The following is a 25,836-nucleotide window of genomic DNA, read 5'->3' on the forward strand; positions in this document are numbered from 1 at the left end:
CGGGCGGCGCCGGCCGACCGGCCGCCGCGCCCCGCTCAGACCGACGGCGTGCGCGGCGGCGCAACGCGGCGCGCGCTCGGGGTCGGCAGCGCCTCGAACGCCGCGGCGAGTGCGAGCAGCGCCGAGTCGTCGTAGGCGCGTCCGGCGAAGGTGAGGCCCACCGGCATCCGGATGTCGCGCATGACGCCCATCGGCACCGTGACGGTCGGGATGCCGAGGTGGCGCGGCACGATGTTTCCGTTCGCGACCCACACGCCGTTGCGCCAGCCGAGATCGGCGGATGCCTCGTTCACGTCCATGTCGGCGGGTCCGACGTCGGCGACCGCCGGGAACGCCACGGCAGCGAGGCCGAGCCCGTCCATCCACTGCTCCAGGTCGACGCGCCGCGTCTCCTCGAGTCCGCGGAGCCCGGCCTCGAGCTCGGGCATGTCCGCGAACGTCGCGCCGGGGTGCGCACGCACCCACCCGGGGTACTCGACGATGTCGTCGTCGAACCCGTCGTACCGGTCGGGCAGGGCGCCATCGGGCTGCGGGAAGATGCGCTCGCCGTCGACCTGCGCGAGCGAGTTCAGCGCTGGGTCGCCGTTGGCGTCGAGGAAGTCGTTCCACGACCAGGCCGAGAGGTCGACGATCTCGCGGTGCAGGTACGCGGGACTCACGAGCCCGCGGGTGGCGATCGTGGGTGCGCCGGGGCGGTCGCCCTCGTAGTTCGACACGACGGGGAAGTCGACGAGCACGACCTCGGCGCCGGCGGCCTCGAGATCACGGCGGGCCGCCTCCCAGAGCTCGATCACCGAGGCGCGGGTCTCGATTCGCTGCCCCGTCGCGCCGCCGATGCCGGGCGTGCGGCCGGGCTCGGCGGTGCCGGCCTCGGGGTCGGCGTTCACGTACATGCGCGGCACGCCGATGCGGGTGCCCGCGAGGGGGCGCGCGGCCGCGGCATCCGGTGCAGGGTTCGTCGCCAGCTCTTGATACGAGACGGGCCGAACCGCGGATGCCGCGGGGATCTCGATCCACGGCTGCACCCGCCAGAAGTCGCCGCGGGTCTCGGCGTCGTCGGCGACGATCACGTCGAGCACCTCGAAGAGGTCGGCCATCGTGCGGGTGTGCGGCACGACGACGTCCATCGTGGGGACGAGCGGCCAGTTGCCGCGCACCGAGATGACGCCGCGAGAGGGCGTGTACGCGCAGAGGCCGTTGTTCGAGGCGGGAGCGCGGCCCGACGACCATGTCTCCTCACCCAGCCCGAACGCCGCGAAGCACGCCGCGGTCGCCGTGCCCGAGCCGTTCGACGACCCCGAGCCGAAGGCGGCGGTGAGGTACTCGGCGTTGTACGGGCTCTCGGCGCGGCCGTAGACGCCGCGCTGCATGCCGCCGTTCGCCATCGGCGGCATGTTCGTGAGGCCGATCAGCACGGCGCCCGCGCCGCGCAGGCGCTCGATCGTGAAGGCATCTCGCTGGGCGACGAGGTGCTCGAACGCGGGCGAGCCCGCCGCCGCGGTCAGGCCCTCGGCGAGGTAGCTGTCCTTCGCCGTGTACGGGATGCCGTCGAGCGGCCCGAAGGTCTCGCCGCGCGTACGGCGGGCATCGGATGCCTCGGCGTCGGCGCGGGCGCCGGAGTTCATCACGACGAGCGCATTGAGGGCGGTCGGCGTCTCGGGCCCGTCGAAGGCGGCGATGCGGGCGAGGTAGGCCTCGAGCAGCTCGACCGCCGTGATGCGACCCGACTCGAGTGCGGCACGGAGCTCCGCGATCGAGGCCTCGACGACGTCGAATCCGCTCATCGGGCGACCACCGGCTGCTGCTGGGTGATGCAGTGGATGCCGCCGCCGCCGGCGAAGATCTCGCGTGCGTCGACCGTCACCGCTCGCCGGCCGGGGTAGGCGGCCTCGAGGATCGCGCGCGCCGCGGCATCCGCCTCGTCGTCGCCGAAGCCGCACGCGATGATGCCGCCGTTCACGACCAGGTGGTTGACATAGCTGTAGTCGACGAAGCCCTCGTCGTCGCGGATGACCGAGGGCGCGGGGATCTCGGTGACCTCGAGGGTTCGGCCCGCGGCATCCGTCGACTCGGCGAGCAACGCGACGATCTCGCGGCTGACCTCGAAGTCGGGGTGCTCGGGGTCGCGCTGCGAGTGCACGAGCACCTGGCCCGGCGAGGTGAGGGTCGCGACGATGTCGACGTGGCCGTTGGTGCCGAACTCGTCGTAGTCGCGAGTGAGGCCGCGCGGCAGCCAGATGGCCGTCGTCGCCCCGATCGTGCGGGCCATCTCGGCCTCGACGCGGCGCTTGTCGGCATAGGGGTTGCGGCGCGGGTCGAGCTGCACGGTCTCGGTGAGCAGCACCGTGCCCTCGCCGTCGACGTGGATGCCGCCGCCCTCGTTCACGAGTGCGCTCGAGACGAGCTCGGCGCCGACGCGCTCGGCGACGAAGCGGGCGTGCTCGGCCGACTTCTCCCAGCGCGCCCATGCCGGGGCGCCCCAGCCGTTGAAGGTCCAGTCGACCGCACCGAGCACGCCGGGGCGCTCGTCGTCGACGACGAAGGTGGGGCCGTGGTCGCGCATCCAGAACTCGTCGACGGGGCATTCGACGATCTCGACGGCGGGGTCGAGCAGGGCTCGGGCACGGTCGAGCTCGCTCGGGTCGACGAGGATCGTGACGGGCTCGAACCCGACGATCGCGTTCGCGACCGCGGCCCAGGCGGCGAAGGTGCGCTCGGCGCCTCCGGATGTCTCGTCGGCGACGTTGACCTCGACCGGGAACGCCATCCAGGTGCGCTCATGGGGTGCGGTCTCGGACGGCATGCGCCAGCTCATCGGTTCCTCCGTGCGTCGCGTCGGTGCGTCGGCCGTGCCGAGCGGCATCCGTCGATTTATATTGATCAAATGATCAATAACTGACCCGACCGTACATAGACTGAGCGCACCATGTCAAGCACGCCCCGCGCGCGAGCCGCGCGCAAGCCCCCGGCCGAGCGACGCACCGAGATCGCGGTCGCAGCCAGGGCGCTGGCGCTCGAAGAGGGACTCGCCGCCGTGACGCTGCGCGCCGTCGCCGCCCGCGCAGGGGTGACGCCCGCCCTCGTGGCGCATTACCAGCCGAGCATGGACGCCCTCATCGCCGAGACGTTCGATGCGATCGTCGCCGCCGAGATCGAGGAGGTCGGCGCGCTCGTCGCCGAGCGGCGGACTCCGCCGGAACGCCTGTCCGCCCTCATCGGCACCCTGCTCGACGGGTCACGCGAAGACGTCACCGTGGTCTGGGTCGAGGCCTGGGCGCTCGGCCGGCGCAACGAGTCGCTCGCCGCGAGCGTGCGGCACCGCATGGACGCGTGGCAGTCGGTCATCGTGGGCGTCATCGACGGCGGCGTCGAGTCCGGCGACTTCGGCCCCGTCGATGCGGCGGCCGCCGCATGGCAGCTGCTCGGCATGATCGACGGCCTCAATGCGCAGGCGCTCGTGCGGTGGGACGGCGCGGGCGAACGCGACGCCCTGACGACCCGGAGCGTCGAGGGACTGCTGGGACTCCGACCCGGCGCGCTCGCCCCCCGTTGATGTCGGCGGGCCCGGATAGCGTGGGATCACGACGACCCGAAGGAGCCCGATGTACCTGGTTGACGGTTCGGTCGTCACGAGCGCGAGCGACCTGAAGAAGGCCTCCGAGTGCGAGTTCGCGTTCCTCCGCGCGCTCGACGCGAAGCTCGGCCGCATCGAGAAGGTGCCCGACCCCGAAGACGCGATGCTCGAGCGCTCGGGCCGCCTCGGCGACCAGCACGAGCTGCGGGTGCTCGACGACTACCGCGCCGCCCTCGGCGACGGCGTCGTCGAGATCGAGCGGCCCGATGTGCGCGACCCCGCAGCGGTCGCCGCGGCCGTCGAGGCCACGCAGGCGGCGTTCGCGGCCGGAGCCCCCGTCGTCTTCCAGGCGACGTTCGCCGACGAGGGCTTCATCGGCTTCGCCGACTTCATCGTGCGCCAGCCCGACGGCCGGTACCTCGTGCAGGACTCCAAGCTCGCCCGCCGGGCCAGGGTGACCGCGCTGCTCCAGCTCGCCGCCTATGCCGAACAGCTCGAGCGCACCGGCGTTCCTTGCGCCGACACCGTCGAACTGCTGCTCGGCGACGGCACCACGAGCGTGCACCGCCTCGACGACATCGCCCCCGTCTACCGGCTGCGCCGCGAGCGGCTCGAGCAGATCGTCGCCGACCGACTCATCGAAGACGGGCCGGTCGAGTGGGGCGACCCGCGGTACGCCCTCGACGGCCGCTGCGCCACGTGCGATCTCGAAGTGCAGGCGCACCGCGACGTGCTGCTCGTCGCCGGCCTCCGGGTCACGCAACGGGCCGCCCTGCACGACGCGGGCATCACGACGATCGACGAGCTCGCGGCATCGTTCGGGCCCGTGCCCGGCGTGCTCGACGCGACGATCGAGAACCTGCGGGTACAGGCGCGCCTGCAGCTCGAGGCCGAGTCGGCAGAGCTCGCAGCAGATGCTTCGGGGCTCCGCTCCCCCGACGACCCGCCACTGCCGCCGCCCGTCGTCGTGCGCGACGCCGCGTCGCTCGCCGCGATCCCCGAGCCCGACGCGGGCGACCTGTTCTTCGACTTCGAGGGCGACCCGCTCTACACCGAGGGCGCGGCCGACGACTGGGGCCTCGACTACCTCTTCGGCATGGTCGACAACGCCGAGCAGTTCACGCCGCTCTGGGCGCACTCCTTCGCCGAGGAGCGGGTCGCGCTCGTGCAGTTCCTCGAGCTCGTGGCGCTCCGCAGGGCCGCCCACCCGCACATGCACATCTACCACTACGCGAGCTACGAACGCACGCACCTGCTCTCGATGGCCGCTCGTCACGGCGTCGGCGAGGCGGCCGTCGACCAGCTGCTCGCCGACGGCGTCTTCGTCGACCTCTACCCCATCGTCAAGCGCGCGGTGCGCGTGGGCAGTCGCTCGTACTCGATCAAGAAGCTCGAGCCGCTCTACATGGGCACCGAGTTGCGCGAGGCCGACGTGAAGTCGGGCGGCGACTCGATCCTCGAGTACGTGCGGGCGCGCGAGCTCGCGGCGACGGGCGAGACCGACCCGATCACGGGCCTCTCCGGGGTTGCGGCCGCCCAGTACGTGCTCGACGACCTCGCCGACTACAACCGCTACGACTGCGTCTCGACGTTGCGCCTGCGCGACTGGCTGCTCGGGCTCGCGCGCGACGCCGGCGTCGACCCCGTGCCCGAATCGCTCATCGTCGAGGCGGCCAAGGCCGCGGGCAAGGTCTACGAACCCACGCCCCTCGCCGTGCACCTGCAGTCCGTCGCCGGGCCGCCCGACGACCCCGATCGCGACGCCGACCACACCGCGCTCGCCCTGGCAGCGGCCGCGATCGACTACCACGACCGCGAGGCGAAGAGCTTCTGGTGGTCGCACTACTTCCGCGTCGAGCAGCCGCTCGAGGCCTGGGAGGATCACCGCGACGTGCTCGTCGTCGACCCCGCGACCTCCGGCGTGGTGCAGCGCTGGTATCGCGAAGACCACCATCGCGTCGATCGGCGGCACGTACGCCTGCGCGGCCGCATCGCACCGGGGTCGAAGTTCAGCGTCGGCGGCGAACCGATCGCGCTCTACGAACCGCCGGCGCCGTTCCCGAGCCATTCGCTGCGGCCCGGGTCGCGGGCGTGGCACTCGGTGCGCGTCCTCGAGGTGTTCGACGACGGCGTGCTCATCGAGGAGACCGCGGTGGCCGGAGTCCTCTGGCACGAGCTGCCGTTCGCCCTCGCGCCCGGAACGCCCCCGCAGGCCGGCCGCCAGCAGGGCGCGATCCTCGAGTGGGCGCAGCAGCTCGACCGCGCCTTCCCGAACTGGCCGGCGAACCCCTCGGTCGACGTGCTGCGACGTATCCCGCCGCGCACGCGCAGCGGTTCCGGTCTCGTGCCCCTCGGCGCCGATCACGACTACGTCGCGGCCGTCACGGCCTCCCTCCGCGACCTCGACGACTCGTACCTCGCCGTGCAGGGCCCGCCCGGCACTGGCAAGACCTACCTCGCCTCCCATGTGATCACCGAGCTCGTGGGGCGCCACGCGTGGAAGATCGGCGTCGTCGCCCAGTCGCACGCCGTGGTCGAGAACGTGCTCGATGCCGTCGTGCGCGCCGGCCTCGATCCCGAGCTCGTCGCGAAGGCCCCGAAAGACCCGAAGGAGCCCGGCGACCACGGGTACACCTTCATCCCGAAGAACGGCGTCGCCGAGTACACGGCAGCGCACGAGACCTCGGGATACGTCATCGGCGGCACCGCGTGGGACTTCTCGAACGACAACCGCGTGCCGCGCCGCTCGCTCGACCTGCTCGTCATCGACGAGGCCGGCCAGTTCTCGCTCGCCTCGACCATCGCCTCCGCGGTCGGCGCCCGCAACCTGCTGCTGCTCGGCGACCCGCAGCAGCTGCCGCAGGTGAGCCAGGGAAACCACCCAGAGCCCATCGACACCTCGGCGCTCGGCTGGATCACCGACGGCCACGACGTGCTGCCGGCCGAGTTCGGCTACTTCCTCGCCGAGAGCCGGCGCATGCACCCCGCTGTCGCCGAGCCCGTGTCGCGCCTCTCATACGAGGGCGAGCTGCACTCGCACCCCGTGGCCTCGCACCGCTCGCTCGACGGCGTCGCCCCCGGCCTCACGGCCCTGCCCATCGAGCACTCCGGCAACACGACCTCATCGCCCGAAGAGGCGCTCGCGGTCGTCGACCTGGCGCGCTCCCTGCTCGGGCGCGACTGGGTCGAAGACGGGGTGCCGAACGCCACGGCGCCGGGTGCGGCATCCGCTCGGCCGCTCGCGCAACGCGACCTCATCGTCGTGACGCCCTACAACGCCCAGCTCACCGAGGTGCGTGCCGCGCTCGACGCGGCCGGGCTCACCGAGGTGCCGGTCGGCACGGTCGACAAGTTCCAGGGTCAAGAGGCCGCCGTCGCGATCGTCTCGCTCGCCGCGTCCTCGGCAGCGGCGGCGCCGCGCGGCGTCGAGTTCCTCCTCCTGAAGAACCGACTGAACGTGGCGATCTCCCGGGCGAAGTGGGCTGCGTACCTGCTCTACTCGCCGGGCCTGCTCGATGCCCTGCCCTACACACCCGATGGCGTGGCGCAGCTCAGCGCGTTCGTGAAGCTCGTCGGCGACCCGTCGCTGACGCCCGTGCGCGGCTGACGACGCGCGTCACCCGGCGAGCTTCGCCACGATGCCGTCGATGCGGCGCTGCCGGGTCTCGGCGGCCTTCGCGCCCTCGACCGCCGTGACATGTGCCTTCCTCGCGCTCGGCGAGAGCGCGTCGAAGGCCGCACGCGCCCCCGCACCGTCGAGCGCTGCCGCCAGGTCGGTCGGCAGCTCGACCGTGCGCGGGGCCGTGTCGACCTCGACGTCGACGACGATCGGGTCGCCGCCGCCGATGCCCGTCGCCGCTCGCTTGTCGGAGCTGAACGAGATCATGAACCGGCCGCCCATGACCGCGACCGTGCTGCGGTACTCGTAGCCGTTCACGACCACGACGACCGGCGGCTTCTTACCCGCCCCGAGCGCCTCGATCACGTCGGGCGGCACCTCGATGCCCGTGTTGTTGCCGACCTGGGACATCCTCGTCTCGAATCGCATGCGCCCGAGTCTGCCACCGCCAGCGGCTCCTGGGAAGAAACTGACAGGGTACCCACGTAGGTTATTGGTATGACTTCCCCTGCCACCGACCTGAACCCCGCCCGCGTCACGATGTACGGCGCCGAGTGGTGCAGCGACTGCCGCCGCTCGAAGCGCCTCCTCGACGCGCGTGGCGTCGACTACGAATACGTCGACCTCGAGACCGTCGCCGACGGCGCCGACCGTGCCAAGGCGATCAGCGGCCGCACGCAGATCCCGGTGGTCGTCTTCCCCGACGGCACGCACTTCACCGAGCCGACCGACGCCGAGCTCTCCGCGAAGCTCGACGAGGCCGTCGCCGCGTAAGCAGCGCGTGAGCGAACCGGCGTTCTGCGTTCGGATCGCGTAACAAACGGGCTCGATGCCCGCCCCGGGCGTAGAACTGAGGAATGCCTCCGATCACCGACCCGAGTGCGGGTCTCGGACACCGAGACTGCGCTTCCGCGACGGCGGACGGCAGATGACGCTCACGCGCATACTGCCGACGCTTCGGCGTTCGATCCCCGACCCCATCTCGATGGATCGGTGGCCGGAGGCGACCAGCGTCTCGACCACCGACGTCGCCGTGGGCGGGGTGTCGCTCCTGCGCCTCGCCGAGCTGTGCGGCACTCCCGCCGTGCACCTGGGCCGCGCGGTCGAGCCCGGCACCGGCGGCCGGGTCCCCTCGACCACGATGCACACGGGCGTCGTCGTGGTGCGAGTGCTCGAGGCATCCGCTCGCGGCGGCCGCAGGGTCGTGATCGACGGCGACCTCTCGGAGCTCGACCCGGCGTGGGCCGAGGCGCGGCTCATCGGGCGCGCCTCGGTCGCACGCGCGGTGCCGACGACGCTCAGTTCGGCACCGAGCGGATGCTCCGCCCCTGCGCCGATCGCGTTGCCGGGCGACCTCGAGGCCGGCGACCTGCTGGCGCTGCCCTACGCAGCGGTCACCGACGACGCGGGCGTCGCCCGGCCGGCGAGCGGATGGCACGTGAGCGACGACGGCTCCACCGTCACGTGGGCTACCGCAGGGCGGGCACGACCTCTGCCGTGAAGAGCTCGAGCCCGGAACGATCGTAGGCCGCTTCGGGGAAGTAGTGGATCGCGTACCCGAGGCCGAGTTCGCGCCGCTCGGCGAGCTTCGCCGCCACCTGGGTCGGGGTGCCGACGGCGGCGTTCGGGGAATGGAAGTCCGCGATGTAGGCGGCGGTCTTCTCGGGTCCGAGGAACGGAGCGACCCTCGCTTCGATGACGGCGAGGCGCCGCGCGACATCCGCTTCGTCGACACCGACGACCGTGTTGAAGTTCGACGACCTGGTGATCGCCTCGAAGTCGGTGCCGAGGCGCTCGCAGTGCGCACGCAGCACCTCGCTCTTGTGCGCGAACTCCTCGGGCGTGCCGGTGAAGTTCGTGTATGAGGCGTACTTCGCCGCGATGCGGAGGGTCACCTTCTCGCCGCCGCCGGCGATCCAGAAGGGGATGCCGCCCGGCTGCACCGGCTGCGGCTGCACGACGGCGCCGTCGACCTGGTAGTAGGTTCCGTCGAGCGTCGCGCTGCCGGTCGACCACGCCTGGTGCATGATCTCGACACCCTCGCGAAGGCGGCCGAGTCGCTCGGGGATCGCGGGGAAGCCGTACCCGTACGCGCGCCACTCGTGCTCGTACCAGCCGCCGCCGATGCCCATCTCGAGGCGCCCGCCCGAGACGTGGTCGACCGTCGAGGCGACCTTCGCGAGGTAGGCGGGGTTGCGGTAGCTCATGCATGTGCACATCTGGCCGAGCCGCACGCGCGAGGTCGATGCGGCGTAGGCGGCCATGAGGCTCCACGCCTCGTGGGTCGCCTCGGTCTCCGAGGCGCGCGGCACGGTGTGGAAGTGGTCGTAGACCCAGATCGACTCCCATGCCGAGTCGGGGGCATCGGCGTACTCGGCGAGCGAGCGCATCGTCTGCCAGTGCTCGGCCGGCTCGATGCCGACGAGGTCGTGACGCCAACCCTGGGGAACGAACATTCCGAATCGCATGGGTTCCACCATATGGTCGCCGACGGGCTCGGCCGTTCGCGCCCGCGCGAACCTCGGTGCCGCCCCGCTCCTCGATCTCAGCGCCAGCACTGAGGTCGCCTCAGTTTCAGACCGTTAGGTTCAGCGGAATGAACGGACAGCAGCACTGCGAATACTCTGCCGCCGACTTCGAGGCGACCGTCATCGAGACCACCGACACCCGGCTCATCCTCGTCTCCGGCTACGGGCTGTGCTCGAGCCCGGGGTGGACCATCGAACTCGTCGCCGCGAATCCCGGCGTCGTGCCCCACCCCGAGAGCCTCTGGCTCGAACTCCGCGAGACTCCGCCCACCGGCGACCGGCCCCATGTGCTCACCGAGACGAACGTCGAGGCGATGATCGAGGACGCGCACGCGCAGCAGGTCGTCATCCGCTTCCGCTGGCGCGAGGGATTCGTGCTCCCGCTGCGCGAGCGGGTCGCCGCCGCGCGGCGCTGACGCCGACGGCTCCCCACCGGCTGATCCCTAGGCCAGCGCGAACCTCAACTCGGCCATCGCCGGCCCCGACCACACCGTGCCGTCGAGGTCGTCGCTGCGCACCGTGACGACCTTGCCGCCCTTCGACATCACGAGCAGCGCGAGCTGCGGCAGCAGGTCGCCGGCATGGGTGCCGTCGCTGAGCTGCTCATCGGCCCCGTGCCCGCTCGCGAACTCGATCGCACCCGACTCGCGGTCGAGCGTGCCGTTCACCGAGGTCGTGAAGTCGAACCAGAACACCTCGACCGCGCCATCCGCCGCCTCACGCGCGATCGCTGCGAGGTCGCGCTCGACCCGGCCCGCCGTGCCCTCGGTCAGCTGGCGCAGCGCACCATCGGCCTCGGCGACATTCAGCCGCCCGAGTTGCACGCGCAGCGCCTCGTCGATCTCGGCTGCGCCGAGCCGGTCGGGTGCACCCGGGACGGCGACGACACGGCGGCCGTTGCGGATGCGGTCGACGAAGAGGCTCATCAAGGGCTCTGCGGCGAAGACGAAGAGCGGCACGCGGTCGTCGGGGTCGCGCTGCATGAGCTCCTGACGCGCGGCGTCGGCGACGCGCTTCGCGTAGAGCTCGAAGAAGGCCTTGCGGCGCTCGTCGCCGCTCACGCCGCGGTCGCCGTGCTTGCCCCCGCGCGGCTTGTCGTCGTTCTCGGGGTCGCGGTTGATGGCGTCGTCGAGGCTCTTGTCATGCGACTCGTCGATGTCGAGGCGCACGGCCCGATCGGTCGGGGTCGCGTGCCACAGCGACCACTCGTTGGCCGACAGCGTGACCGCGAACGCCTCCTGGTCCTGACTCGGCGCGCGCAGCAGCTGGCCGAGGGTGAAGTGCGAGCCCACGTGCACGGCGTCGTCGAGCCGATTCGGCAGCACGAAGACCTCGCTGAACCCCGGTGCGACGAAGATCGCGATCGACCGGGCGAGTCCCGCCCAGATCTGCTGGTCGCCGATGACGGCATCGCGCTCGCGGCGGAGCGCCTCGAGTTCGGCGTTCGCGGCGCCCGACGCCTTCACCCGTTCGATCGCCTCGTCGAAGGAGCTCTTCACGGCCACCTCGGCGCGCTCGCGCTCGCTCACGACGGGCGAGGTGGACGTGTAGATCGTGATCGACGGATGATGAAGCCCAGCGAGCGCGGTGAAGTCGGCTGCAGTAGGCAATGCGTAATGTACGGTCATCGTTCCTCCCCCAAGGTCGTGGCGACGGCGATGTCGCTCGCACCCCAGCCTATGAAGGCCGAGGCGCGAGCGACAGTCCCCAACTCAGCCGATCGGGTGGTTCGAACGGATCACCCGTGTCGGGTCGACCGCCGCCTTGACCGCGCGCAGCCGCTCGAGATCATCGCCGAAGAACCGCTCGGCGGGGCGGGCGCGCTCAGCGAAGTTCAGGTAGTCGATGCCGGCGCCCCACGGCTCGACGGCCGACAGCAGTCGGCCGAGCGACTCGGCGAGCGCCTCTCCGTTGTCGGGCATCACGATGCCGACCCCGAACATCAGGAAGCCGGCATCGAAGCCCGCGGTGACGCCGGGCTGCGGCGTGCCCTGAACGGATGCCGCAGCGCGCGCGACGCCCGGATCCATCATGCCGCCGAGGTGGCGGACCTCGGCCGAGAGCAGTGCCGACGAGGCGTCCGGGCCCACCGCGTCGACGAAGGCGCGGATCGCGGCCGGCGTCAGTTCGGCGAGCAGCATGCCGTCGCCGAGGCCGGGCACCGGCTGCGGCGGGTCCATGTGCAGCTGCAGGAGTTCGGCCGATGACTGCGGGTGCACGGTGTCGATCTCGGGCACGAGGGCGCGGAGCGGCGCGAGCAGTTCGTCGACGCGGGCCGGGTCCTCCTGCATCGCGACCTCGACGACGACGAGCGCACGGCCCGAGAGGAAGGGCGGCAGTTCCGGCATCGGCGGCAGGCGCAGCACGCGGGCGACCGAGGTGACCGAGGTCGGGAGGCCGTCGGTCCATTCCGACCAGGCCGTGAACACCTCGGCCGTGCGCTCGATCGGCCAGAGCAGCATGCCGGCGCTCAGCGCGGGCACGTCGAAGAGGCCGAACTCGAGCGCGGTGACGACGCCGAGGTCGCCGCCGCCGCCGCGGAGCGCCCAGAACAGCTCGGGCTCGTTCTCGGCGTCGACCCGGTGCGCGGCACCGTCGGCCGTGACGAGCTCGATCGCGACGACGTGGTTCGCGGCGAGTCCGTGCGATCGGGCGAGCCAGCTCACCCCGCCGCCGAGGGTGTAGCCGACGACGCCGACGTCGTGCGCGGTGCCGGCGAGCGCGGTGAGGCCGAGCGGCGCGGCCGCGGCGACGACGTCGCCCCACTGGGCGCCGGCCTCGACCCGCGCGATGCGCGACTCGGCGTCGATCTCGACGCCTCGCATCTCGTGCGTGCGCAGGAGGATCGCGTCGGCGAGGCCGTCGGCCGCCGCGAGCGGGCCGGCGTTGTGACCGGTCGCCTGCGGGGCGACGGCGAGGCCGAGCTCCTTCGCCGCGCGCACGGTGTGCGCGACGTCGTCGGCGGTGGTCGCGACGACGATCGCGGCGGGGTGCTGGTCGACGGCGAGGTTCCATGCGGAGCGGGCGGCGTCCCATCGGGGGTCGCCGGGAATGAGCACGCGACCGGCGATGCGGTCGTCGAGGAGCGCGAGCGCCTCGCGGAGCGAGAGCGTGGCGAGGTCGGTCGTTGCGACCGACGGCACGGGGGTGTTCACGGATGCTTCCTTTCGGGGATCGTCGCGGGCCTGTGCGCGCACCTCGGGGCGGCGCTCCGACGGCCGCACTGGTCTCAGGCGGCGCTCGCAACGAGAACCCATACAACGTCGGCGCGGTCTCCCCCGCGTCAGGGAGCTCCCTCCGATCGTCTCAGTGGCAGCCCCGCCCGCCCATGGACCCAGGTCGCCGGTCCCCGACACCGCGGAATACCCCGCGCCGCAGGCCGGTTGCCGTGAGGGATGACTCCTTCACCCCGACTCTCTGTGCTCGACCTCATCCCGGTGCGCACCGGCCAGACGAGTGCCGGTGCGCTCGCGGCATCCGTTCGCCTCGCGCAACTCGCCGACCGCCTGGACTTCACCCGGTACTGGTTCGCCGAGCACCACAACATGCCGGCCGTCGCCTCGACGACGCCGCCGGTCCTGATCGCGGCGATCGCGGCGAAGACCGAGCGCATCAGGGTCGGCTCTGGCGGCGTCATGCTGCCGAACCACGCCCCGCTCGTCGTCGCCGAGCAGTTCGCAGCGCTCGAGGCGTTCGCGCCGGGGCGCATCGACCTCGGCATCGGACGCGCGCCGGGCAGCGACCCCGTCATCACGCAGCTGCTGCGCATTTCGGGGCCCACGGCCGATGTCGACCGGTTCCCCGACCACATCGCCGACATCCTCTCGCTGCTCTCCCCCGACGGAGCGACGCTCCGGCTGACGAGCGGCCGCGAGTACGCGATCACGGCGACTCCGGCGGCGACGGATGTCCCGACGCTCTGGCTGCTCGGATCGAGCGACTACTCGGCGAAGCTCGCCGCGTCGCTCGGCCTGCCCTACGTCTTCGCCAACCACTTCTCGGGCGACGGCCTCGAGCGGGCGCTCGAGCTCTACCGCACCGAGTACCAGCCGAGCGAGGCGCACCCCGTGCCCGAGACCTTCCTCACCGCGAACGCCTCGGTGGCTCCGACCCGCGAAGAGGCGCGCGCCCGGGCTCTGCCCCAGATGCACTCGATGGCGCGGTTGCGCACCAACCGGCCCATGCGGCCGCTCGAGACGGTCGAGGAGGCGCTCGCCGCCCCCGCCGACTCGATCGGCGACGAGCTCGTCGCCGCCATGGAGCAGCGCTGGATCATCGGAGACGCGGCGACCGCGGCCTCCGAGCTGCGCACCCTCGCGACCCGCCACGGAATCGACGAGATCATGCTCGCCCCCATCGGCGGCAGCTACGAGGGCGAACCGCTCGACGCGACCCCCGGCCGCGAGCAGACGCTCGAGCTGCTCGCCGGCGAACTGCTCACCGCTGGCTGAACCGCGACGAGCGGAGCGGCGCGAACGCACCGCTCCGCACCCGCCTGGTTCCCCTCAGGCGAGCATCGCCTGATCTCCGCCTCGGCGGGACGACATGCCGCCGCCGCGCGTGATCAGGTAGACGATCGAGCCGACGAACGGCAGCACGACGAGGAAGAGGATCCAGACCGCCTTCGCCCACCCGGTCAGCGTCTCGTCTCGGAAGATGTCGACGATCAGGAAGACGAAGATGCACAGGCACGCGACTCCGACATAGACCCAGAAGAACACGGTCAGGTAGTCCCAGAACGACATGGCCGTTCCCTTTCTCGAGGTTCGGCGGCGGGAACCGCCCGGAAGCTCATGTCCCTCCGACGTCAGATGCGGCGCCGTCGTCGACCAGGAGTCACCGCGGCGCCGATCACGGCGGCCTTCGCGATCGGGGAGGGCCCTGGGGTCACGGCAGCGGCGACCACCGCCGTCCTCGCGACCGGGGCACCGACCACGCCGACGCGTCCGATTCGTGCAGCTCTCAGCGGCATGTCATGCTCCTGTCTCTTCGTCGGCCTCATCGGCCTCGAGCGATGCGATGATCGCCTGGATCGGGATGCGCCCGCTCGCGATCAGCTGGCCGCCGGCTCGGCGAGCAGCTGCGGCGAAGGGGGCTGCCCAGAGGTTCTCGTAGACGATCACGCCGGCGACGCTGCCCGGTTCCATCGCGTTCGCGAGCTGCTCGACGTCCTCCGCCGCGAGCAGCTCGGCGAGCTCGGCCTCGAGTTCGACGAGGGGGCCCAGGTCTTCGAGGTCCTCGAACTCCACCGCGTCGACCGTGCCGTCGACGTCTTTCGTCAGCACGATCGCGTCGATGAGCCGGATCGTGCCCGCCCCGACGAGCCGCACGAGCTCCTCGGCGATCTCGCCCGTGAAGTCCGCCTGCCCGGCCGGAAACTCGATGACCAGGTAGTCGACCGGTCCGAGTTCATCCAGTGCCTGATCCGTCATGTTCGCGCTCCGATCCGTGGCCGGCGACCGGCTGTCGCGCTTGCGCCAGCCTCAGGTTCACCGCATGTGTCGCCGCCCGCATCACGCGATGTGGGTGATTCGGCATCGCACGGGTCTCGGTACGGTGACCCGGTCGTCACCGCCTCGAACTGCGGCCGCGATGTCGACGGATGCCGCACCGCACACCACGGGGGAAACACCATGAAGCCAGATCGCCACGCGCGCACGATGCTGCCGATTCCCGACCGGCCCGCGCCGGGATTGACGACCTACGACGCGAAGGATCCGAACACGGCGTATCCCCCCATCGAGCCGCTGCTTCCGCCTGAAGGCGCGCCGAACGTGTTGATCGTGCTGATCGACGACACCGGCTTCGGCGCGTCGAGCGCCTTCGGGGGCCCGTGTCAGACTCCGAATGCCGAGAAGCTTGCCGCCCGCGGCCTGATGTACAACCGATTCCACACGACCGCGCTGTGCGCGCCGACCCGCGCCGCGATGCTCAGCGGCCGGAACCACCACTCGGTCGGCATGGGCAGCATCACCGAGACCGCCACGTCGGCGCCCGGCAACAGCTCGCTGAAGCCGAACACGAAGGCCCCGGTGGCGATGACGTTGAAGCTCAACGGCTACTCGACCGCGCAGTTCGGCAAATGCCACGAGGTGCCGGTGTGGCAGTCCTCGCCCATGGGACCGTTCGATGCCTGGCCGTCGGGCGGCGGCGGATTCGAGACGTTCTACGGGTTCATCGGCGGCGAGAACAATCAGTGGGACCCAGCCCTGTACGACGGCACCACGCCGGTCGAACCGCCGGCGACGCCCGAGGAGGGCTATCACCTCACGGAAGACCTGGCCGACCACGCCGTGAGCTGGATCCGCACCCAGAAGGCGCTGATGCCCGACAAGCCGTTCTTCGTCTACTTCGCTCCCGGCGCCACGCACGCTCCGCACCACGTGCCGAAGGAGTGGGCCGACAAGTACAAGGGGCAGTTCGCCGACGGCTGGGACGCCCAGCGCGAGAAGACGTTCGCGAGGCAGAAGGAGCTCGGCATCATCCCCGCCGATGCCGAACTCACCGTGCGACACGACGAGATCCCCGCGTGGGACGACATGCCGGCCGAGCTCAAGCCGGTGCTGGAACGCGAGATGGAGGTGTACGCGGGCTTCCTCGAGCACACCGACCACCACGTCGGCCGGGTCATCGACGCGATCGAAGACCTCGGGGTGCTCGAGAACACCCTCATCTACTACATCATCGGCGACAACGGCGCGTCGGCGGAGGGCACCGTCAACGGCGCCTTCAACGAGATGGCGAACTTCAACGGCATGGCCGCACTCGAGACGCCCGAGTTCATGCTCTCGAAGATGGACGAGTTCGGCTCGCCGACCTCCTACAACCACTACGCGGTCGGCTGGGCGTGGGCGATGGACGCCCCGTTCCAGTGGACGAAGCAGGTCGCCTCGCACTGGGGCGGCACCCGCAACGGCACGATCGTCTCGTGGCCGAAGGGCATCACGGAGCAGGGTGGGCAGCGCTCCCAGTTCACCCATGTCATCGACGTGGCGCCAACGATCCTCGAAGCGGCCGGCCTGCCCGAGCCGACGATGGTCAACGGAGTGCAGCAGTCGCCCATGGAGGGCACGAGCATGCTCTACACGTTCAACGGGCCCGACGAGCCCGAGCGGCACGACCTGCAGTACTTCGAGATGTTCGGCAACCGCGGCGTCTACTTCAAGGGCTGGAGCGCGGTCACGAAGCACCGCACCCCCTGGGAGCTCATCGCCGACACCATTCCGTTCGACGACGACGTCTGGGAGCTCTACGACGGCAGTGTCGACTACAGCCAGGCCCGTGATCTCTCCAAGGAGCATCCCGACAAGCTGCACGAGCTGCAACGGCTCTGGCTGATCGAAGCGGTGAAGTACAACGTGCTGCCGCTCGACGACCGCACCGGGGAGCGACTGAATCCCGATCTGGCCGGTCGCCCGACCCTCGTGCAGGGGAACTCGCAGTTGTTGTTCTCGGGCATGGGCCGACTCTCGGAGAACAGCGTCGTGAGCATCAAGAACAAGTCGTTCTCGGTGACCGCCGAGGTCGAGATCCCGGATGGCGGCGCGAACGGCGTGATCATCGCACAGGGCGGTCGCTTCGGCGGCTGGAGCGTCTACGTCGTCGACGGGAAGGCGAAGTTCGTCTACAACGTGCTCGGCATCCAGGAGTTCGCGACGGTGGCCGATTCCGCGATCCCTGCAGGGAAGCACCAGGTGCGGATGGAGTTCGCCTACGACGGCGGGGGTCTCGCCAAAGGCGGGGGCGTCACCCTCTACTACGACGGAGAGGCGGTCGGAACGGGTCGAGTGGGAGCCACGCAGGCGATGGTGTTCTCAGCCGACGAGACGACCGACGTCGGCTACGAGTCGGGAACCGCGGTCAGTCCCGACTACACCCCGCAGACGAGCCGGTTCACCGGCACGATCAACTGGGTGCAGATCGACCTCGGAGACGACGACCACGACCATCTCGTGGATCCCGACGAGCGCCTGCGCATCGCGATGGCGCGCCAGTAGACCGATCCGGGACGCCCGGCCGGGGTCGCCGGTCGGGCGTTCGGACTGCCGCGCCGCTCAGGCGGCGAGGCCGAGCCGGCGCAGGTCGTCGCCGGAGGCGCGATACTCGTCGCCGTCGGCGATCGTGAGTTCGCGCGGCACGCGCGCTCCGTTCTGCACCTTCGCATCGCGACCGATGCTCGCATACGGACCGACGACGGCGTTGCGGCCGACGACCGCTCGGCGGCCGACGTGCGCATTGACGCCCACGACGGCGCGCTCGGCGACGATGGCGTCGCCCTCGACCCAGCCGCCCGGGCCGATCTGGGCGCCGCGTTGCACTTCGGCACCCGAGTCGACATAGGCCGTCGGGTCGACGAACGCGGTCGGGTCGACCTTGGCGGTCGTGGCCACGAGGCCTCGGCCGTTCACGTGCTTGCGGTAGCGACGCAGGATCCCGGCTTCGTCCTCGAACTCGACGTAACTGATGCCCACGTTCTCCTCCTTCCGGTGCGGTGACTCCGCACCCGAACACTGGTACAACACCCGCGCTGACCGGGGAATTCCCGACCTCGGCGGCCGGCGGGCCGTCGAGGTCGCCGCGAGCGTCGAACCGGAACATGCACGGTGCGAGGTTAGGCTTTCCTAAGCACTGCGGATGCCGCGTCGCGGGCCGTCCGACCACTCCACCTCGCCCAGGCCCAGCCATGCCCCCAGCACCACTCCTCGCACTCGACCGCGTGAGCATCCGCCACGAGGGCGCCGAGGTCGCGACCCCTGTCGACGTCTCGTTCGAGGTCGCCCGCGGCGAGGTCGTGCTGCTGCTCGGCCCGAGCGGGTGCGGCAAGTCGACGCTGACCCTCGCGCTCGACGGGCTCGTGCCGCATGCGGTGCCGGCCGCCCTCGAGGGCACGGTGCGCGTCGCGGGCCTCGACACGAGCGAGCACCCGGTCGGCGTGCTGAGCGAGCACGTCGCGATGGTCTTCCAGGACCCCGACGCGCAGATCGTCACCGGCACGGTGCTCGACGAGGTGTGCTTCGCGCCCGAGAACCAGCTCGTCGAGGCATCCGAGGTGCTCGAACGCGCCGAGCGCGCGCTGAAGCTCGTCGGCCTCTGGGACCGCCGCAGCGAGAACCCCGACACGCTCTCGGGCGGCGGGCGCCAGCGCCTCGCGATCGCCTGCGCGCTCGCGATGGCCGCCCCGGTGCTCGTGCTCGACGAACCGACGGCGAACCTCGACCCCGCCGGCATCGACGAGGTCTACGCGGTGCTCCGCGAACTCGCGAGCGAGCGCGACCACGCGGTCGTGCTCGTCGAGCACAACCTCGACGCCGCCGTCGACCTCGTCGACCGGGTGATCGTGCTCGATGCGAGCGGGCGCCTCGTGATCGACGGCCCGGCTCGCGAGGTGCTGCGGGAGCGCGCCGACGAACTCGTCGCCCTCGGGGTCTGGCTGCCCGTCTCGACGCTCGCGGCGATGCGGCTGCGCGACGCGGGCATCGTGCTCGAACCGCTCCCCCTCACGCCCGCCGAGCTGGCGGCGGCGCTCGATGCGCTGCCCTCGCTCCCCGCACCGCTCAGCGAGTCGTCGCCGGTGCGCTCGACCGCCCTGTCACCGCGGCCGACGCTCTCGATCGGCCCGGCGACCGGGTCGACCGGCGCGATCGCCGTCATCGGCGAGACCGCGATCCGTGCCCGCGACCTCTCGGTGCGTCGCGGTGGTCGCCGCGGGCCGATCGTCGTCGAGGGCGTCGACCTCGACGTGTCGGCGGGCGACTTCGTCGCGATCGTCGGCACGAACGGCGCGGGCAAGACCTCGCTGCTGCAGGCGCTCGCCGGCGTGATCCCCGCGCCCCGCGGCACCGTCGACGTGCTCGGCGTCGACCCGGCGCGCTGCGCCGCCCGCGAACGCGCCCGGCGCATCGGCTTCGTCTTCCAGAATCCCGAGCACCAGTTCATCGCGCCGACGGTGGCCGAGGAGCTCGCTCAGGGCCTGCACCTGCAGGGCGTCTCCGAGGCCGACGCTGCGCCGCGCGTCGAGGCCATGCTGGCGCGCTTCGGCCTCGAGGCGCTCCGCGATCAGCACCCGTTCCTCCTCTCGGGCGGGCAGAAGCGGCGCCTCTCGGTCGGGACCGCGCTCATCGCCGGTGCTCCGGTGCTCGCCCTCGACGAGCCGACGTTCGGGCAGGATCGGGCCCGCGCCTCCGAGCTGCTGGACATGCTCCGCGCGCTGAACGACGACGGCACCACCGTGCTCGTCGTCACCCACGACCTGCAGCTCGTCGCCGACTACGCGAGTCACATCGCCGTCATGGACAGCGGGCGCCTCCTCGGCGTCGGCCCCACCGTCGAGGTGCTCTCCGGCCCGCTCGTCGAGCAGGCCGGCCTGCGCCACCCGCCGCTCGCCCGGGCCACCCGCGGTCTCGCGCGGCACACCGCCTGGCATGCGGTGACACGGATGTCGCAGCTCCCCGTCTCCTCGAAGGCGGCGGCATCGTGAGCGCGGCGCACGAGGGCGGCGCGCTCTCCCCCGAGCTCGGTGCGGCGACTTCGGAAGATCGCGAGCACGCGGCATCCGCTGCCCTCGACCCCTTCGCCGAGCACCGTACGCAGCGTCCCAACCGGTTCTTGTACGCCCTGAACCCGCTCGCGAAGCTCGCCGCGCCCCTGCCGGTGATGGTCGTCGTCATGTTCAGCCGCGGCATCGCGCTGCCGCTCGCCTTCATCGTGTTCGCGGCGGCCGTGCTGCTCATCGGCGCTCGACTGCCCGGCCGCGCGATCGCGGCGCTGCTCGTCGGCATCCCGATCGCGGCGCTCGTGCTCGGCGTCACGTTCGGCGTGTGGATCGATCCGTCGAGCGTCGCCGATCACCCCGCGGCATCCGTCACCCTCGTCTCGATCGGCGACTGGGACTTCACCCTCGCCGCCTACATCGTGGGCTTCGCGACCGGACTCCGGATCCTCGCGATCCTGCTGCTCTCGCTCATCGCGGGCGTCACCTCGACCGGCACCGAGTTCGTGCGTTCGATGGTGCAGAACCTGCGCGTTCCGTACCGCCTCGGCTACACCGCACTCGCCGCGCTGCGCTTCGTGCCGCGCTTCGGCCACGAACTCGAGATCATCCGAGCCGCCCACCGCGTGCGAGGCACGGATGTCGGGCGCGGGCCGATCGCCGCCTTGCGACGGGCGCTCGGCTACATCGTGCCGCTGCTCGCCTCCGCGATCCGGCACGCCGAACGCGTCGCCCTCGCGATGGACGCCCGTGCCTTCGGCGCGCACCGCACGCGCACCGAGCGGCACTTCTCGCCGTGGCGAGTGCGCGACACGGTGTTCGTGGCGTGCTTCCTCGCGGTGAGCATCGTCATCGCCGTGCTGACCTGGGGCCGCTGAGCGCTCCGACGAACGACGAAGGGCCGGACGGTCTCCCGTCCGGCCCTTCGTGTCACCTGCTAGCTCGCGGCTTCGGTGCCCTCGATCTCCACGAGGAAGACGAGGGTCTGCCCGCCGAGCTCGTGCGCCGCGGCATCCGTGCCGTACGCGTACTCCGGCGGGATGGTCACGATGAGCTTGGTGCCGACCTTCTGGCCGACGAGCGCGGCGCCGAAGCCCTGGATGACGCCGTCGGTCGTGAAGGTCGCGGCGTTGCCGCCGTAGCTCTGGTCGAAGATCTCGCCGGTGGTCCAGCTCGTGCCCTGGTACTGCACGGTGACGCTGTCGCCGGCCTGCACCTCGGCGCCGTCGCCCTCTTCGAGCACCTTCATCTGCAGCTCGGTCGACGGCTCGGTGTCGGGCAGGGTGACGGTCGGGGCTTCGCCCTCGGCGCCGAACTTCACGTCGGGCACGTTCTCAGTCCACTTGCCGGGCGTCAACGGCTCCTGCACCTCGACGATGTCGACGACGATGACGACGGTCTCACCCGCCGCGACGCCGATGGTCTCGTTGCCGGTATCGCCGTAGAGCGTCGAGGCCGGGGCGATCGTCACGGTACGCGAGCCCACGGGCACGCAGTCGATGCCGGCCAGGAACGACTCGAAGACCTGCTCGTCGCCGACCGAGATCGTGGTCGGCTGCGAGAAGAGCGTCTCACCGCTCGTGCCCGAGAACGCCGTCACGACGACGTTCATGGGGTCGCCGGCCGCGGTCTCATCGCCGTCGCCCTCGATGGCGATCGTGCGCTCGAGCTCGTCGGCCTCGAGCGGGGTGGTGAACGTGGCGGTCGGCGTTCCGGCGAACTCGCCTTCGACCTTCACGCCGTCGCTGAGCTCGCCGGCCTTGACGTCCATGCACGCGGCGGCTTCGGGCGTCTTCGTCGCTTCGGGCTCCGAGCCGCCGGCGCAACCGGCGAGGAGCAGGGCGGTCGCGGAGGCGAGCGCGAGGGGCGCGGCACGGCGCATGGCACGGTTCATGGGAGGACGACTCGTTTCGATCAGGGGTGGAATTCCTCCAGTCTGCACCGTTCGGCTTTCGATTGCCTGAGTCCATGGTCACGGATTCCGCACGATCTGCGCCGCCTGCGCGGTGGCCCTTCTCCGGGCGAGCCGCCCGGGATCCGCGCCTTGGGGGCCTCACCGCACAGCGCCACATCCCGGGCGAGCCGCCCGGGATCCGCGCCTTGGGGGCCTCACCGCACAGCGCCACATCCCGGGCGAGCCGCCCGGGATCCGCGCCTTGGGGGCCGATCAGGGCCACAATGGGCGGATGGGGGACAAGTTGGGGGAACCTGATCTCGCTGGAGGATTCGCGGCTGCGGCCGCGGCATCCATCGAGCTCGACGACGCATTGTGGAATCCGATCTCGACGGCTGCGGTGGCGAGGGCGCACCCGCGGTTCGATGAGCTCGTGCTCGACGCGTGCTGCGGCGACGGGGCATCCGCCCTGCCGACCGCTGAACTCGTGGGCCCGGGCGGCGTCGTCGATGCGGTCGATTTCGCCGAGCCGCTCGTCGACGTGGCGCGAGAGCGAGCGGGCGAGCGGATGCCGCAGCTCCGGCTGCACGTCGCCGACGTCACGACGTGGGAACCCACTGGGTACGACCTCGTGCAGTGCGTGCTCGGCGTCTTCCACTTCGCCGATCTCGACGCCGGCACCCGCCACCTGATCGAACGCGCCCGTCCCGGCGGGAGGTTCGCGATCACGGTGTGGGCGCGGGGTGCGTTCGAGCCGCTGCCCGAACTGCTCGCCGAGGCGCTGCCCGATGGCGGCGCGTCCCTCGACGAGGCCGTGCCGCGCGCAGCCGGCCTCGAATCGATCGACACGGCCGGCAGCCTCGCGCAGTGGCTTACAGGTCTCGGTCTCGCGGGAGTGCGGGCGCACACGGTGCAGCGCCACCTCGACCTGACGCCCGAGCTGTCGTGGACGCTCGTCGAGGGCACCGCGCTGCGCTTCATGCTCGGCGGCCTCGGCGCTCCAGCGGTCGCGAAGGTGCGGAAGCGATTCCTCGCGGCGATCGAAGCGCGCGGCGTGCCCTCCATCGACGTGACGACGCTCATCGCGATCGGTCAGCGTCCGGCATAGGCGTGTCGATCTCGAACATGTCGAAATCGCGTGTTGACCTTGACCCGAGGTCAGGGTGCACGCTGACGACATGAACACGACGAATTCCACTGATTCCAAGAAGTCGGCCGACACGACCTGGACCGGCATGGTGCCGGTCGACGACACCGCCCTGGCGGTCACCGACACGGGTGGACCCGGCATCCCCGTGGTCTACCTGAACGGCTCCTACGCGTCGAAGCGGCACTGGCGACGCGTCATCGCCGACCTCGGTCCGAACCTGCGCCACATCACCTTCGACGAGCGGGCCCGCGGCGGGTCGGAGCGCTCCGCCGACTACTCGTTCGAGGCGTGCGTGCGCGACATCGACGCCGTCCTCGAAGCGAGAGGCGTCGACCGGCCCCTGCTGGTGGGCTGGTCCTACGGGGCCCTGCTGGGCGTGCACTGGGCGAGCCGGAACCCGGACCGCGCGTTGGGCGTGGTGGGCGTGGACGGCCCCTACCCCGTCGGCTGGACCGACGAGGCCGGCCACGAGGAGATCAGGGCGGTGTTCCGCCGGATGAAGCCGATGATGCCGTTGGCTCGGCCGCTGGGTCTGGCGGCGCGATTCTCCGCCGAGACGCATGCGGAGCTCGCCATCGAGTCCCACCTGCTGCACGCAGCCCTCGGGCCGACCCTCGACGGCCTGACCGTCCCCGTACGCTATGTCGTCGCCTCGGGCGAGGCGGTCGGCAGTCGCGATGACCTGCAGGAGCAGATGCGCAAGGCCCTCGACCCGCTGCTGGCCAGCAACCCGAATCTGAAGGTGAGCGCGAAGGTCTCCAGCAACCACGGCAGCATCCTTCGAAAGGACTCCCCCGCCGTCGCGGCGGCCGTGCGCGAGGTCGCCGCCCTCGAGCGGCAGGGTCGCTGAACGCATGATGGGCGGACTCGCGATCGGGCAGGCGGCGGCATACGCCGAGGTCACGGTGAAGACCGTGCGGCACTACCACCGGCTCGGGCTGGTCGACGAACCACGACGAGACAGCTCGGGATACCGGCGCTACGGATCGGAGGAACTGCTGCGGCTGGTCCAGGTTCGGACCCTTGCGACCGCCGGTGTGCCGCTCGCTGAGATCGGTGCACTGCTCGACGCGGACGCCGGGCAGTTCGCGGCCGCCATCGCCGACGTCGAGCGACGGTTGAACGATCGGATCGCGGATCTGATCACCCGCCGCGACACGCTGCATCGGCTCGCCGACGGCGACCGCGCGTTGCTGCCCGACCGCGCCTGCGCGGTGCTCGACAGGATGCGCGATCTCGGGTTCGACACCGAGTACGTCGCCGGCCAACGCGAGGGACTGGTGCTGGCCCGGGCACTGCTGCCGGGCGGCTTCGACGGCTTCCTGACCCAGCTCGAGCTCCGGCTCGACGACGCCGACTACGTCGAACTGACGAAGCGCGGCTGGGAGGCGGAGGGATGGGATCAGAACGACCCGCGCATCGAGGAACTCGCGATCGCCACCGCCGACCTCTACCTCGCCAACCCGGCCCTGATGGGGGATCCCGACATCATGCGCGCCTGGATCGACGCGTCGACCAAGTACGCGCTGATCAACAACCACGGCGAGGTTCAGGCGCCGATCTCGACCAGGCTGACTGCGCTCACCGAGGCCAGGCTCCGGGCCGCGGGCGTGCCAGTGCCGCGCGAGTGACCCGCTACTCGGCCGGCGAGACCCCAGTGGCGACCGGGCGGGTCTCGTCGTTCGACCACTGACTCCACGAGCCGGGGTAGAGCGCCGCATCGATGCCGGCGATCGCGAGCGCGGCGACCTCGTGCGCGGCGGTGACGCCGGATCCGCAGAAGGCGGCGACGGACGCTCCTCCGACGGCACCCACGCTCGCGAAGTGCTCGCGCAGCGCCTCGGCCGACTTGAAGCGGCCGTCGGCGTCGAGGTTCTCGCCGCTCGGCGCGGACCGCGCTCCGGGGATGTGACCGGCCCGGGGATCGATCGGCTCGACCTCCCCGCGGTAGCGGGGCGCAGCGCGGGCGTCGAGCAGCACGCCGGCGCCCGGGAACACGGCGGCCTCGTCGATGCCGATCACGGGCATCCCGCCGAATCGGGCGGTCGCGTCGCCGGTCTCGGGCGTGACGTCGCCGGTCTCGAGCGGATGCCCCGCCGCCCGCCATGCTGCGAGGCCGCCGTCGAGCATGCGCACGTCGGGGACGCCGGCATGCCGGAGCAACCACCACGCCCGCGCTGAGGACTGGTTGCCGAGGTCGTCCATCACGACGACGACATCGCCGTCGCGCAGCCCCCAGCGCCGCATCGCCCGGGTGAAGGCCGCCTCGGTCGGCAGCGGATGCCGCCCCTGCCCGGTCACTCCGTGGTCGGCGAGCTCGTGGTCGAGGTCGACGTACACGGCGCCCGGGATGTGGCCCGCGCGGTACGCGTCGGTGCCGTCGGGCTCGGCGAGCGACCAGCGCACATCGAGCACGACCGTGCGCTCCCCCGAGGCGAGGCGGGCGGCGAGCTCTTCGGCGGTGATGAGAATCGGCATGCCTCCATCCTGCCTCGCCCGGCCGGGCCCGCTGACGGGCGAAATGCTCACCCCGTCTGACACGAATGCGGCCCGTGCGGTCGTTCTGCGCGCAACATCCGTGT

At 71.4% G+C, this 25,836-nt stretch carries 23 protein-coding genes; 12 read left to right on the plus strand and 11 right to left on the minus strand.

The window, feature by feature from the left end:
• Window positions 1–35: 35 nt before the first annotated feature.
• Complete coding sequence (locus ACFCVM_RS08195) at window positions 36–1,784, minus strand: amidase (protein WP_375835628.1); 1,749 nt, start codon at window positions 1,782–1,784, stop codon at window positions 36–38.
• Window positions 1,781–2,815, minus strand: a complete 1,035-nt coding sequence (locus ACFCVM_RS08200) for an agmatine/peptidylarginine deiminase (protein WP_375835629.1) — start codon at window positions 2,813–2,815, stop codon at window positions 1,781–1,783. The genes ACFCVM_RS08195 and ACFCVM_RS08200 overlap by 4 nt, the downstream gene beginning before the upstream one ends.
• A gap of 111 nt (window positions 2,816–2,926) precedes the next feature.
• Between ACFCVM_RS08200 and ACFCVM_RS08205 the strand changes: the two genes are divergently transcribed.
• Complete coding sequence (locus tag ACFCVM_RS08205) at window positions 2,927–3,553, plus strand: TetR/AcrR family transcriptional regulator (protein WP_375835630.1); 627 nt, start codon at window positions 2,927–2,929, stop codon at window positions 3,551–3,553.
• Between the two features lie 49 nt (window positions 3,554–3,602).
• The gene (locus tag ACFCVM_RS08210; RefSeq protein ID WP_375835631.1) at window positions 3,603–7,181 is read left to right on the plus strand and encodes a TM0106 family RecB-like putative nuclease; all 3,579 of its coding nucleotides are present in this window, start codon (window positions 3,603–3,605) and stop codon (window positions 7,179–7,181) included.
• Between the two features lie 9 nt (window positions 7,182–7,190).
• Here the strand turns inward: ACFCVM_RS08210 and ACFCVM_RS08215 are convergent, their stop codons facing one another.
• Entirely contained in the window at window positions 7,191–7,622 is a 432-nt protein-coding gene (locus tag ACFCVM_RS08215) for a YdeI/OmpD-associated family protein (RefSeq protein ID WP_375835632.1), read from the minus strand.
• 69 nt (window positions 7,623–7,691) lie between these two features.
• Here ACFCVM_RS08215 and ACFCVM_RS08220 point away from each other — a divergent pair, with 69 nt between their 5' ends.
• Window positions 7,692–7,967, plus strand: a complete 276-nt coding sequence (locus ACFCVM_RS08220; protein WP_375835633.1) for a glutaredoxin family protein — start codon at window positions 7,692–7,694, stop codon at window positions 7,965–7,967.
• 154 nt (window positions 7,968–8,121) lie between these two features.
• Complete coding sequence (locus ACFCVM_RS08225) at window positions 8,122–8,694, plus strand: hypothetical protein (protein WP_375835634.1); 573 nt, start codon at window positions 8,122–8,124, stop codon at window positions 8,692–8,694.
• Here ACFCVM_RS08225 and ACFCVM_RS08230 read toward each other — a convergent pair.
• Window positions 8,663–9,661 carry an LLM class F420-dependent oxidoreductase gene (locus ACFCVM_RS08230; RefSeq protein ID WP_375835635.1) on the minus strand — a complete coding sequence of 333 codons (999 nt, stop codon included), beginning with the start codon at window positions 9,659–9,661 and terminating at the stop codon, window positions 8,663–8,665. The genes ACFCVM_RS08225 and ACFCVM_RS08230 overlap by 32 nt on opposite strands.
• Window positions 9,662–9,789: 128 nt before the next feature.
• Here ACFCVM_RS08230 and ACFCVM_RS08235 point away from each other — a divergent pair, with 128 nt between their 5' ends.
• Window positions 9,790–10,137, plus strand: a complete 348-nt coding sequence (locus ACFCVM_RS08235) for a hypothetical protein (protein WP_375835636.1) — start codon at window positions 9,790–9,792, stop codon at window positions 10,135–10,137.
• Window positions 10,138–10,164: 27 nt separating this feature from the next.
• Here ACFCVM_RS08235 and ACFCVM_RS08240 read toward each other — a convergent pair whose 3' ends face one another.
• Together ACFCVM_RS08240 and ACFCVM_RS08245 are read right to left on the minus strand one after the other, a co-directional pair.
• Entirely contained in the window at window positions 10,165–11,349 is a 1,185-nt protein-coding gene (locus ACFCVM_RS08240; RefSeq protein ID WP_375835637.1) for a hypothetical protein, read from the minus strand.
• Window positions 11,350–11,433: 84 nt separating this feature from the next.
• Window positions 11,434–12,876: an FAD-binding oxidoreductase gene (locus ACFCVM_RS08245; protein WP_375835638.1), complete on the minus strand. Its 1,443-nt coding sequence runs from the start codon at window positions 12,874–12,876 to the stop codon at window positions 11,434–11,436.
• 240 nt (window positions 12,877–13,116) lie between these two features.
• Between ACFCVM_RS08245 and ACFCVM_RS08250 the strand changes: the two genes are divergently transcribed.
• A complete protein-coding gene (locus tag ACFCVM_RS08250; protein WP_375835639.1) occupies window positions 13,117–14,172 on the plus strand; it encodes an LLM class flavin-dependent oxidoreductase in 1,056 nt (351 codons plus the stop codon).
• Between the two features lie 54 nt (window positions 14,173–14,226).
• Here ACFCVM_RS08250 and ACFCVM_RS08255 read toward each other — a convergent pair whose 3' ends face one another.
• Window positions 14,227–14,466: a PLDc N-terminal domain-containing protein gene (locus ACFCVM_RS08255; protein WP_375835640.1), complete on the minus strand. Its 240-nt coding sequence runs from the start codon at window positions 14,464–14,466 to the stop codon at window positions 14,227–14,229.
• Between the two features lie 228 nt (window positions 14,467–14,694).
• Window positions 14,695–15,153 (minus strand): DUF6325 family protein, encoded by a 459-nt coding sequence (locus ACFCVM_RS08260; RefSeq protein WP_375835641.1) that lies wholly within the window; start codon window positions 15,151–15,153, stop codon window positions 14,695–14,697.
• A 201-nt stretch (window positions 15,154–15,354) separates the two neighbouring features.
• Between ACFCVM_RS08260 and ACFCVM_RS08265 the strand changes: the two genes are divergently transcribed.
• Window positions 15,355–17,718: an arylsulfatase gene (locus ACFCVM_RS08265; protein WP_375835642.1), complete on the plus strand. Its 2,364-nt coding sequence runs from the start codon at window positions 15,355–15,357 to the stop codon at window positions 17,716–17,718.
• 57 nt (window positions 17,719–17,775) lie between these two features.
• Here ACFCVM_RS08265 and ACFCVM_RS08270 read toward each other — a convergent pair whose 3' ends face one another.
• Window positions 17,776–18,192, minus strand: a complete 417-nt coding sequence (locus tag ACFCVM_RS08270; RefSeq protein ID WP_375835643.1) for a transferase — start codon at window positions 18,190–18,192, stop codon at window positions 17,776–17,778.
• A gap of 212 nt (window positions 18,193–18,404) precedes the next feature.
• Here ACFCVM_RS08270 and ACFCVM_RS08275 point away from each other — a divergent pair, with 212 nt between their 5' ends.
• The gene (locus ACFCVM_RS08275; protein ID WP_375835644.1) at window positions 18,405–20,198 is read left to right on the plus strand and encodes an ABC transporter ATP-binding protein; all 1,794 of its coding nucleotides are present in this window, start codon (window positions 18,405–18,407) and stop codon (window positions 20,196–20,198) included.
• A complete protein-coding gene (locus tag ACFCVM_RS08280; RefSeq protein WP_375835645.1) occupies window positions 20,195–21,088 on the plus strand; it encodes an energy-coupling factor transporter transmembrane component T family protein in 894 nt (297 codons plus the stop codon). Before ACFCVM_RS08275 ends, ACFCVM_RS08280 begins: the two co-directional genes overlap by 4 nt.
• A 59-nt stretch (window positions 21,089–21,147) precedes the next feature.
• Here the strand turns inward: ACFCVM_RS08280 and ACFCVM_RS08285 are convergent, their stop codons facing one another.
• On the minus strand, window positions 21,148–22,104 hold the full coding sequence (locus tag ACFCVM_RS08285; protein ID WP_375835646.1) for an FKBP-type peptidyl-prolyl cis-trans isomerase: 957 nt from the start codon (window positions 22,102–22,104) through the stop codon (window positions 21,148–21,150).
• A 292-nt stretch (window positions 22,105–22,396) separates the two neighbouring features.
• Here ACFCVM_RS08285 and ACFCVM_RS08290 point away from each other — a divergent pair, with 292 nt between their 5' ends.
• The 3 genes from ACFCVM_RS08290 to ACFCVM_RS08300 all read left to right on the plus strand — a co-directional run bounded on the left by ACFCVM_RS08290 (window position 22,397) and on the right by ACFCVM_RS08300 (window position 24,885).
• A complete protein-coding gene (locus tag ACFCVM_RS08290) occupies window positions 22,397–23,212 on the plus strand; it encodes a class I SAM-dependent methyltransferase (RefSeq protein WP_375835647.1) in 816 nt (271 codons plus the stop codon).
• A 70-nt stretch (window positions 23,213–23,282) separates the two neighbouring features.
• Window positions 23,283–24,104 (plus strand): alpha/beta fold hydrolase, encoded by an 822-nt coding sequence (locus tag ACFCVM_RS08295; protein WP_375835648.1) that lies wholly within the window; start codon window positions 23,283–23,285, stop codon window positions 24,102–24,104.
• Window positions 24,105–24,108: 4 nt separating this feature from the next.
• Complete coding sequence (locus tag ACFCVM_RS08300) at window positions 24,109–24,885, plus strand: MerR family transcriptional regulator (protein ID WP_375835649.1); 777 nt, start codon at window positions 24,109–24,111, stop codon at window positions 24,883–24,885.
• A gap of 4 nt (window positions 24,886–24,889) precedes the next feature.
• On the opposite strand, the gene ACFCVM_RS08305 is transcribed toward ACFCVM_RS08300, so the two are convergent.
• Window positions 24,890–25,732, minus strand: a complete 843-nt coding sequence (locus ACFCVM_RS08305) for a sulfurtransferase (RefSeq protein WP_375835650.1) — start codon at window positions 25,730–25,732, stop codon at window positions 24,890–24,892.
• Window positions 25,733–25,836 lie beyond the last annotated feature (104 nt).

Origin of the sequence: Agromyces sp. NPDC056389, assembly GCF_042262385.1 — a bacterium.
GTDB lineage: Bacteria > Actinomycetota > Actinomycetes > Actinomycetales > Microbacteriaceae > Agromyces.

Coding starts and splice junctions, on each gene's coding strand:
- ACFCVM_RS08285 (WP_375835646.1), bottom strand. CDS start 22,104: ATGAACCGTGCCATGCGCCGTGCCGCGCCCCTCGCGCTCGCCTCCGCG.
- ACFCVM_RS08305 (WP_375835650.1), bottom strand. CDS start 25,732: ATGCCGATTCTCATCACCGCCGAAGAGCTCGCCGCCCGCCTCGCCTCG.
- ACFCVM_RS08300 (WP_375835649.1), top strand. CDS start 24,109: ATGATGGGCGGACTCGCGATCGGGCAGGCGGCGGCATACGCCGAGGTC.
- ACFCVM_RS08295 (WP_375835648.1), top strand. CDS start 23,283: ATGAACACGACGAATTCCACTGATTCCAAGAAGTCGGCCGACACGACC.
- ACFCVM_RS08205 (WP_375835630.1), top strand. CDS start 2,927: ATGTCAAGCACGCCCCGCGCGCGAGCCGCGCGCAAGCCCCCGGCCGAG.
- ACFCVM_RS08240 (WP_375835637.1), bottom strand. CDS start 11,349: ATGACCGTACATTACGCATTGCCTACTGCAGCCGACTTCACCGCGCTC.
- ACFCVM_RS08210 (WP_375835631.1), top strand. CDS start 3,603: ATGTACCTGGTTGACGGTTCGGTCGTCACGAGCGCGAGCGACCTGAAG.
- ACFCVM_RS08275 (WP_375835644.1), top strand. CDS start 18,405: ATGCCCCCAGCACCACTCCTCGCACTCGACCGCGTGAGCATCCGCCAC.
- ACFCVM_RS08235 (WP_375835636.1), top strand. CDS start 9,790: ATGAACGGACAGCAGCACTGCGAATACTCTGCCGCCGACTTCGAGGCG.
- ACFCVM_RS08225 (WP_375835634.1), top strand. CDS start 8,122: ATGACGCTCACGCGCATACTGCCGACGCTTCGGCGTTCGATCCCCGAC.
- ACFCVM_RS08200 (WP_375835629.1), bottom strand. CDS start 2,815: ATGAGCTGGCGCATGCCGTCCGAGACCGCACCCCATGAGCGCACCTGG.
- ACFCVM_RS08290 (WP_375835647.1), top strand. CDS start 22,397: ATGGGGGACAAGTTGGGGGAACCTGATCTCGCTGGAGGATTCGCGGCT.
- ACFCVM_RS08255 (WP_375835640.1), bottom strand. CDS start 14,466: ATGTCGTTCTGGGACTACCTGACCGTGTTCTTCTGGGTCTATGTCGGA.
- ACFCVM_RS08265 (WP_375835642.1), top strand. CDS start 15,355: ATGAAGCCAGATCGCCACGCGCGCACGATGCTGCCGATTCCCGACCGG.
- ACFCVM_RS08220 (WP_375835633.1), top strand. CDS start 7,692: ATGACTTCCCCTGCCACCGACCTGAACCCCGCCCGCGTCACGATGTAC.
- ACFCVM_RS08260 (WP_375835641.1), bottom strand. CDS start 15,153: ATGACGGATCAGGCACTGGATGAACTCGGACCGGTCGACTACCTGGTC.
- ACFCVM_RS08195 (WP_375835628.1), bottom strand. CDS start 1,784: ATGAGCGGATTCGACGTCGTCGAGGCCTCGATCGCGGAGCTCCGTGCC.
- ACFCVM_RS08250 (WP_375835639.1), top strand. CDS start 13,117: ATGACTCCTTCACCCCGACTCTCTGTGCTCGACCTCATCCCGGTGCGC.
- ACFCVM_RS08230 (WP_375835635.1), bottom strand. CDS start 9,661: ATGCGATTCGGAATGTTCGTTCCCCAGGGTTGGCGTCACGACCTCGTC.
- ACFCVM_RS08215 (WP_375835632.1), bottom strand. CDS start 7,622: ATGCGATTCGAGACGAGGATGTCCCAGGTCGGCAACAACACGGGCATC.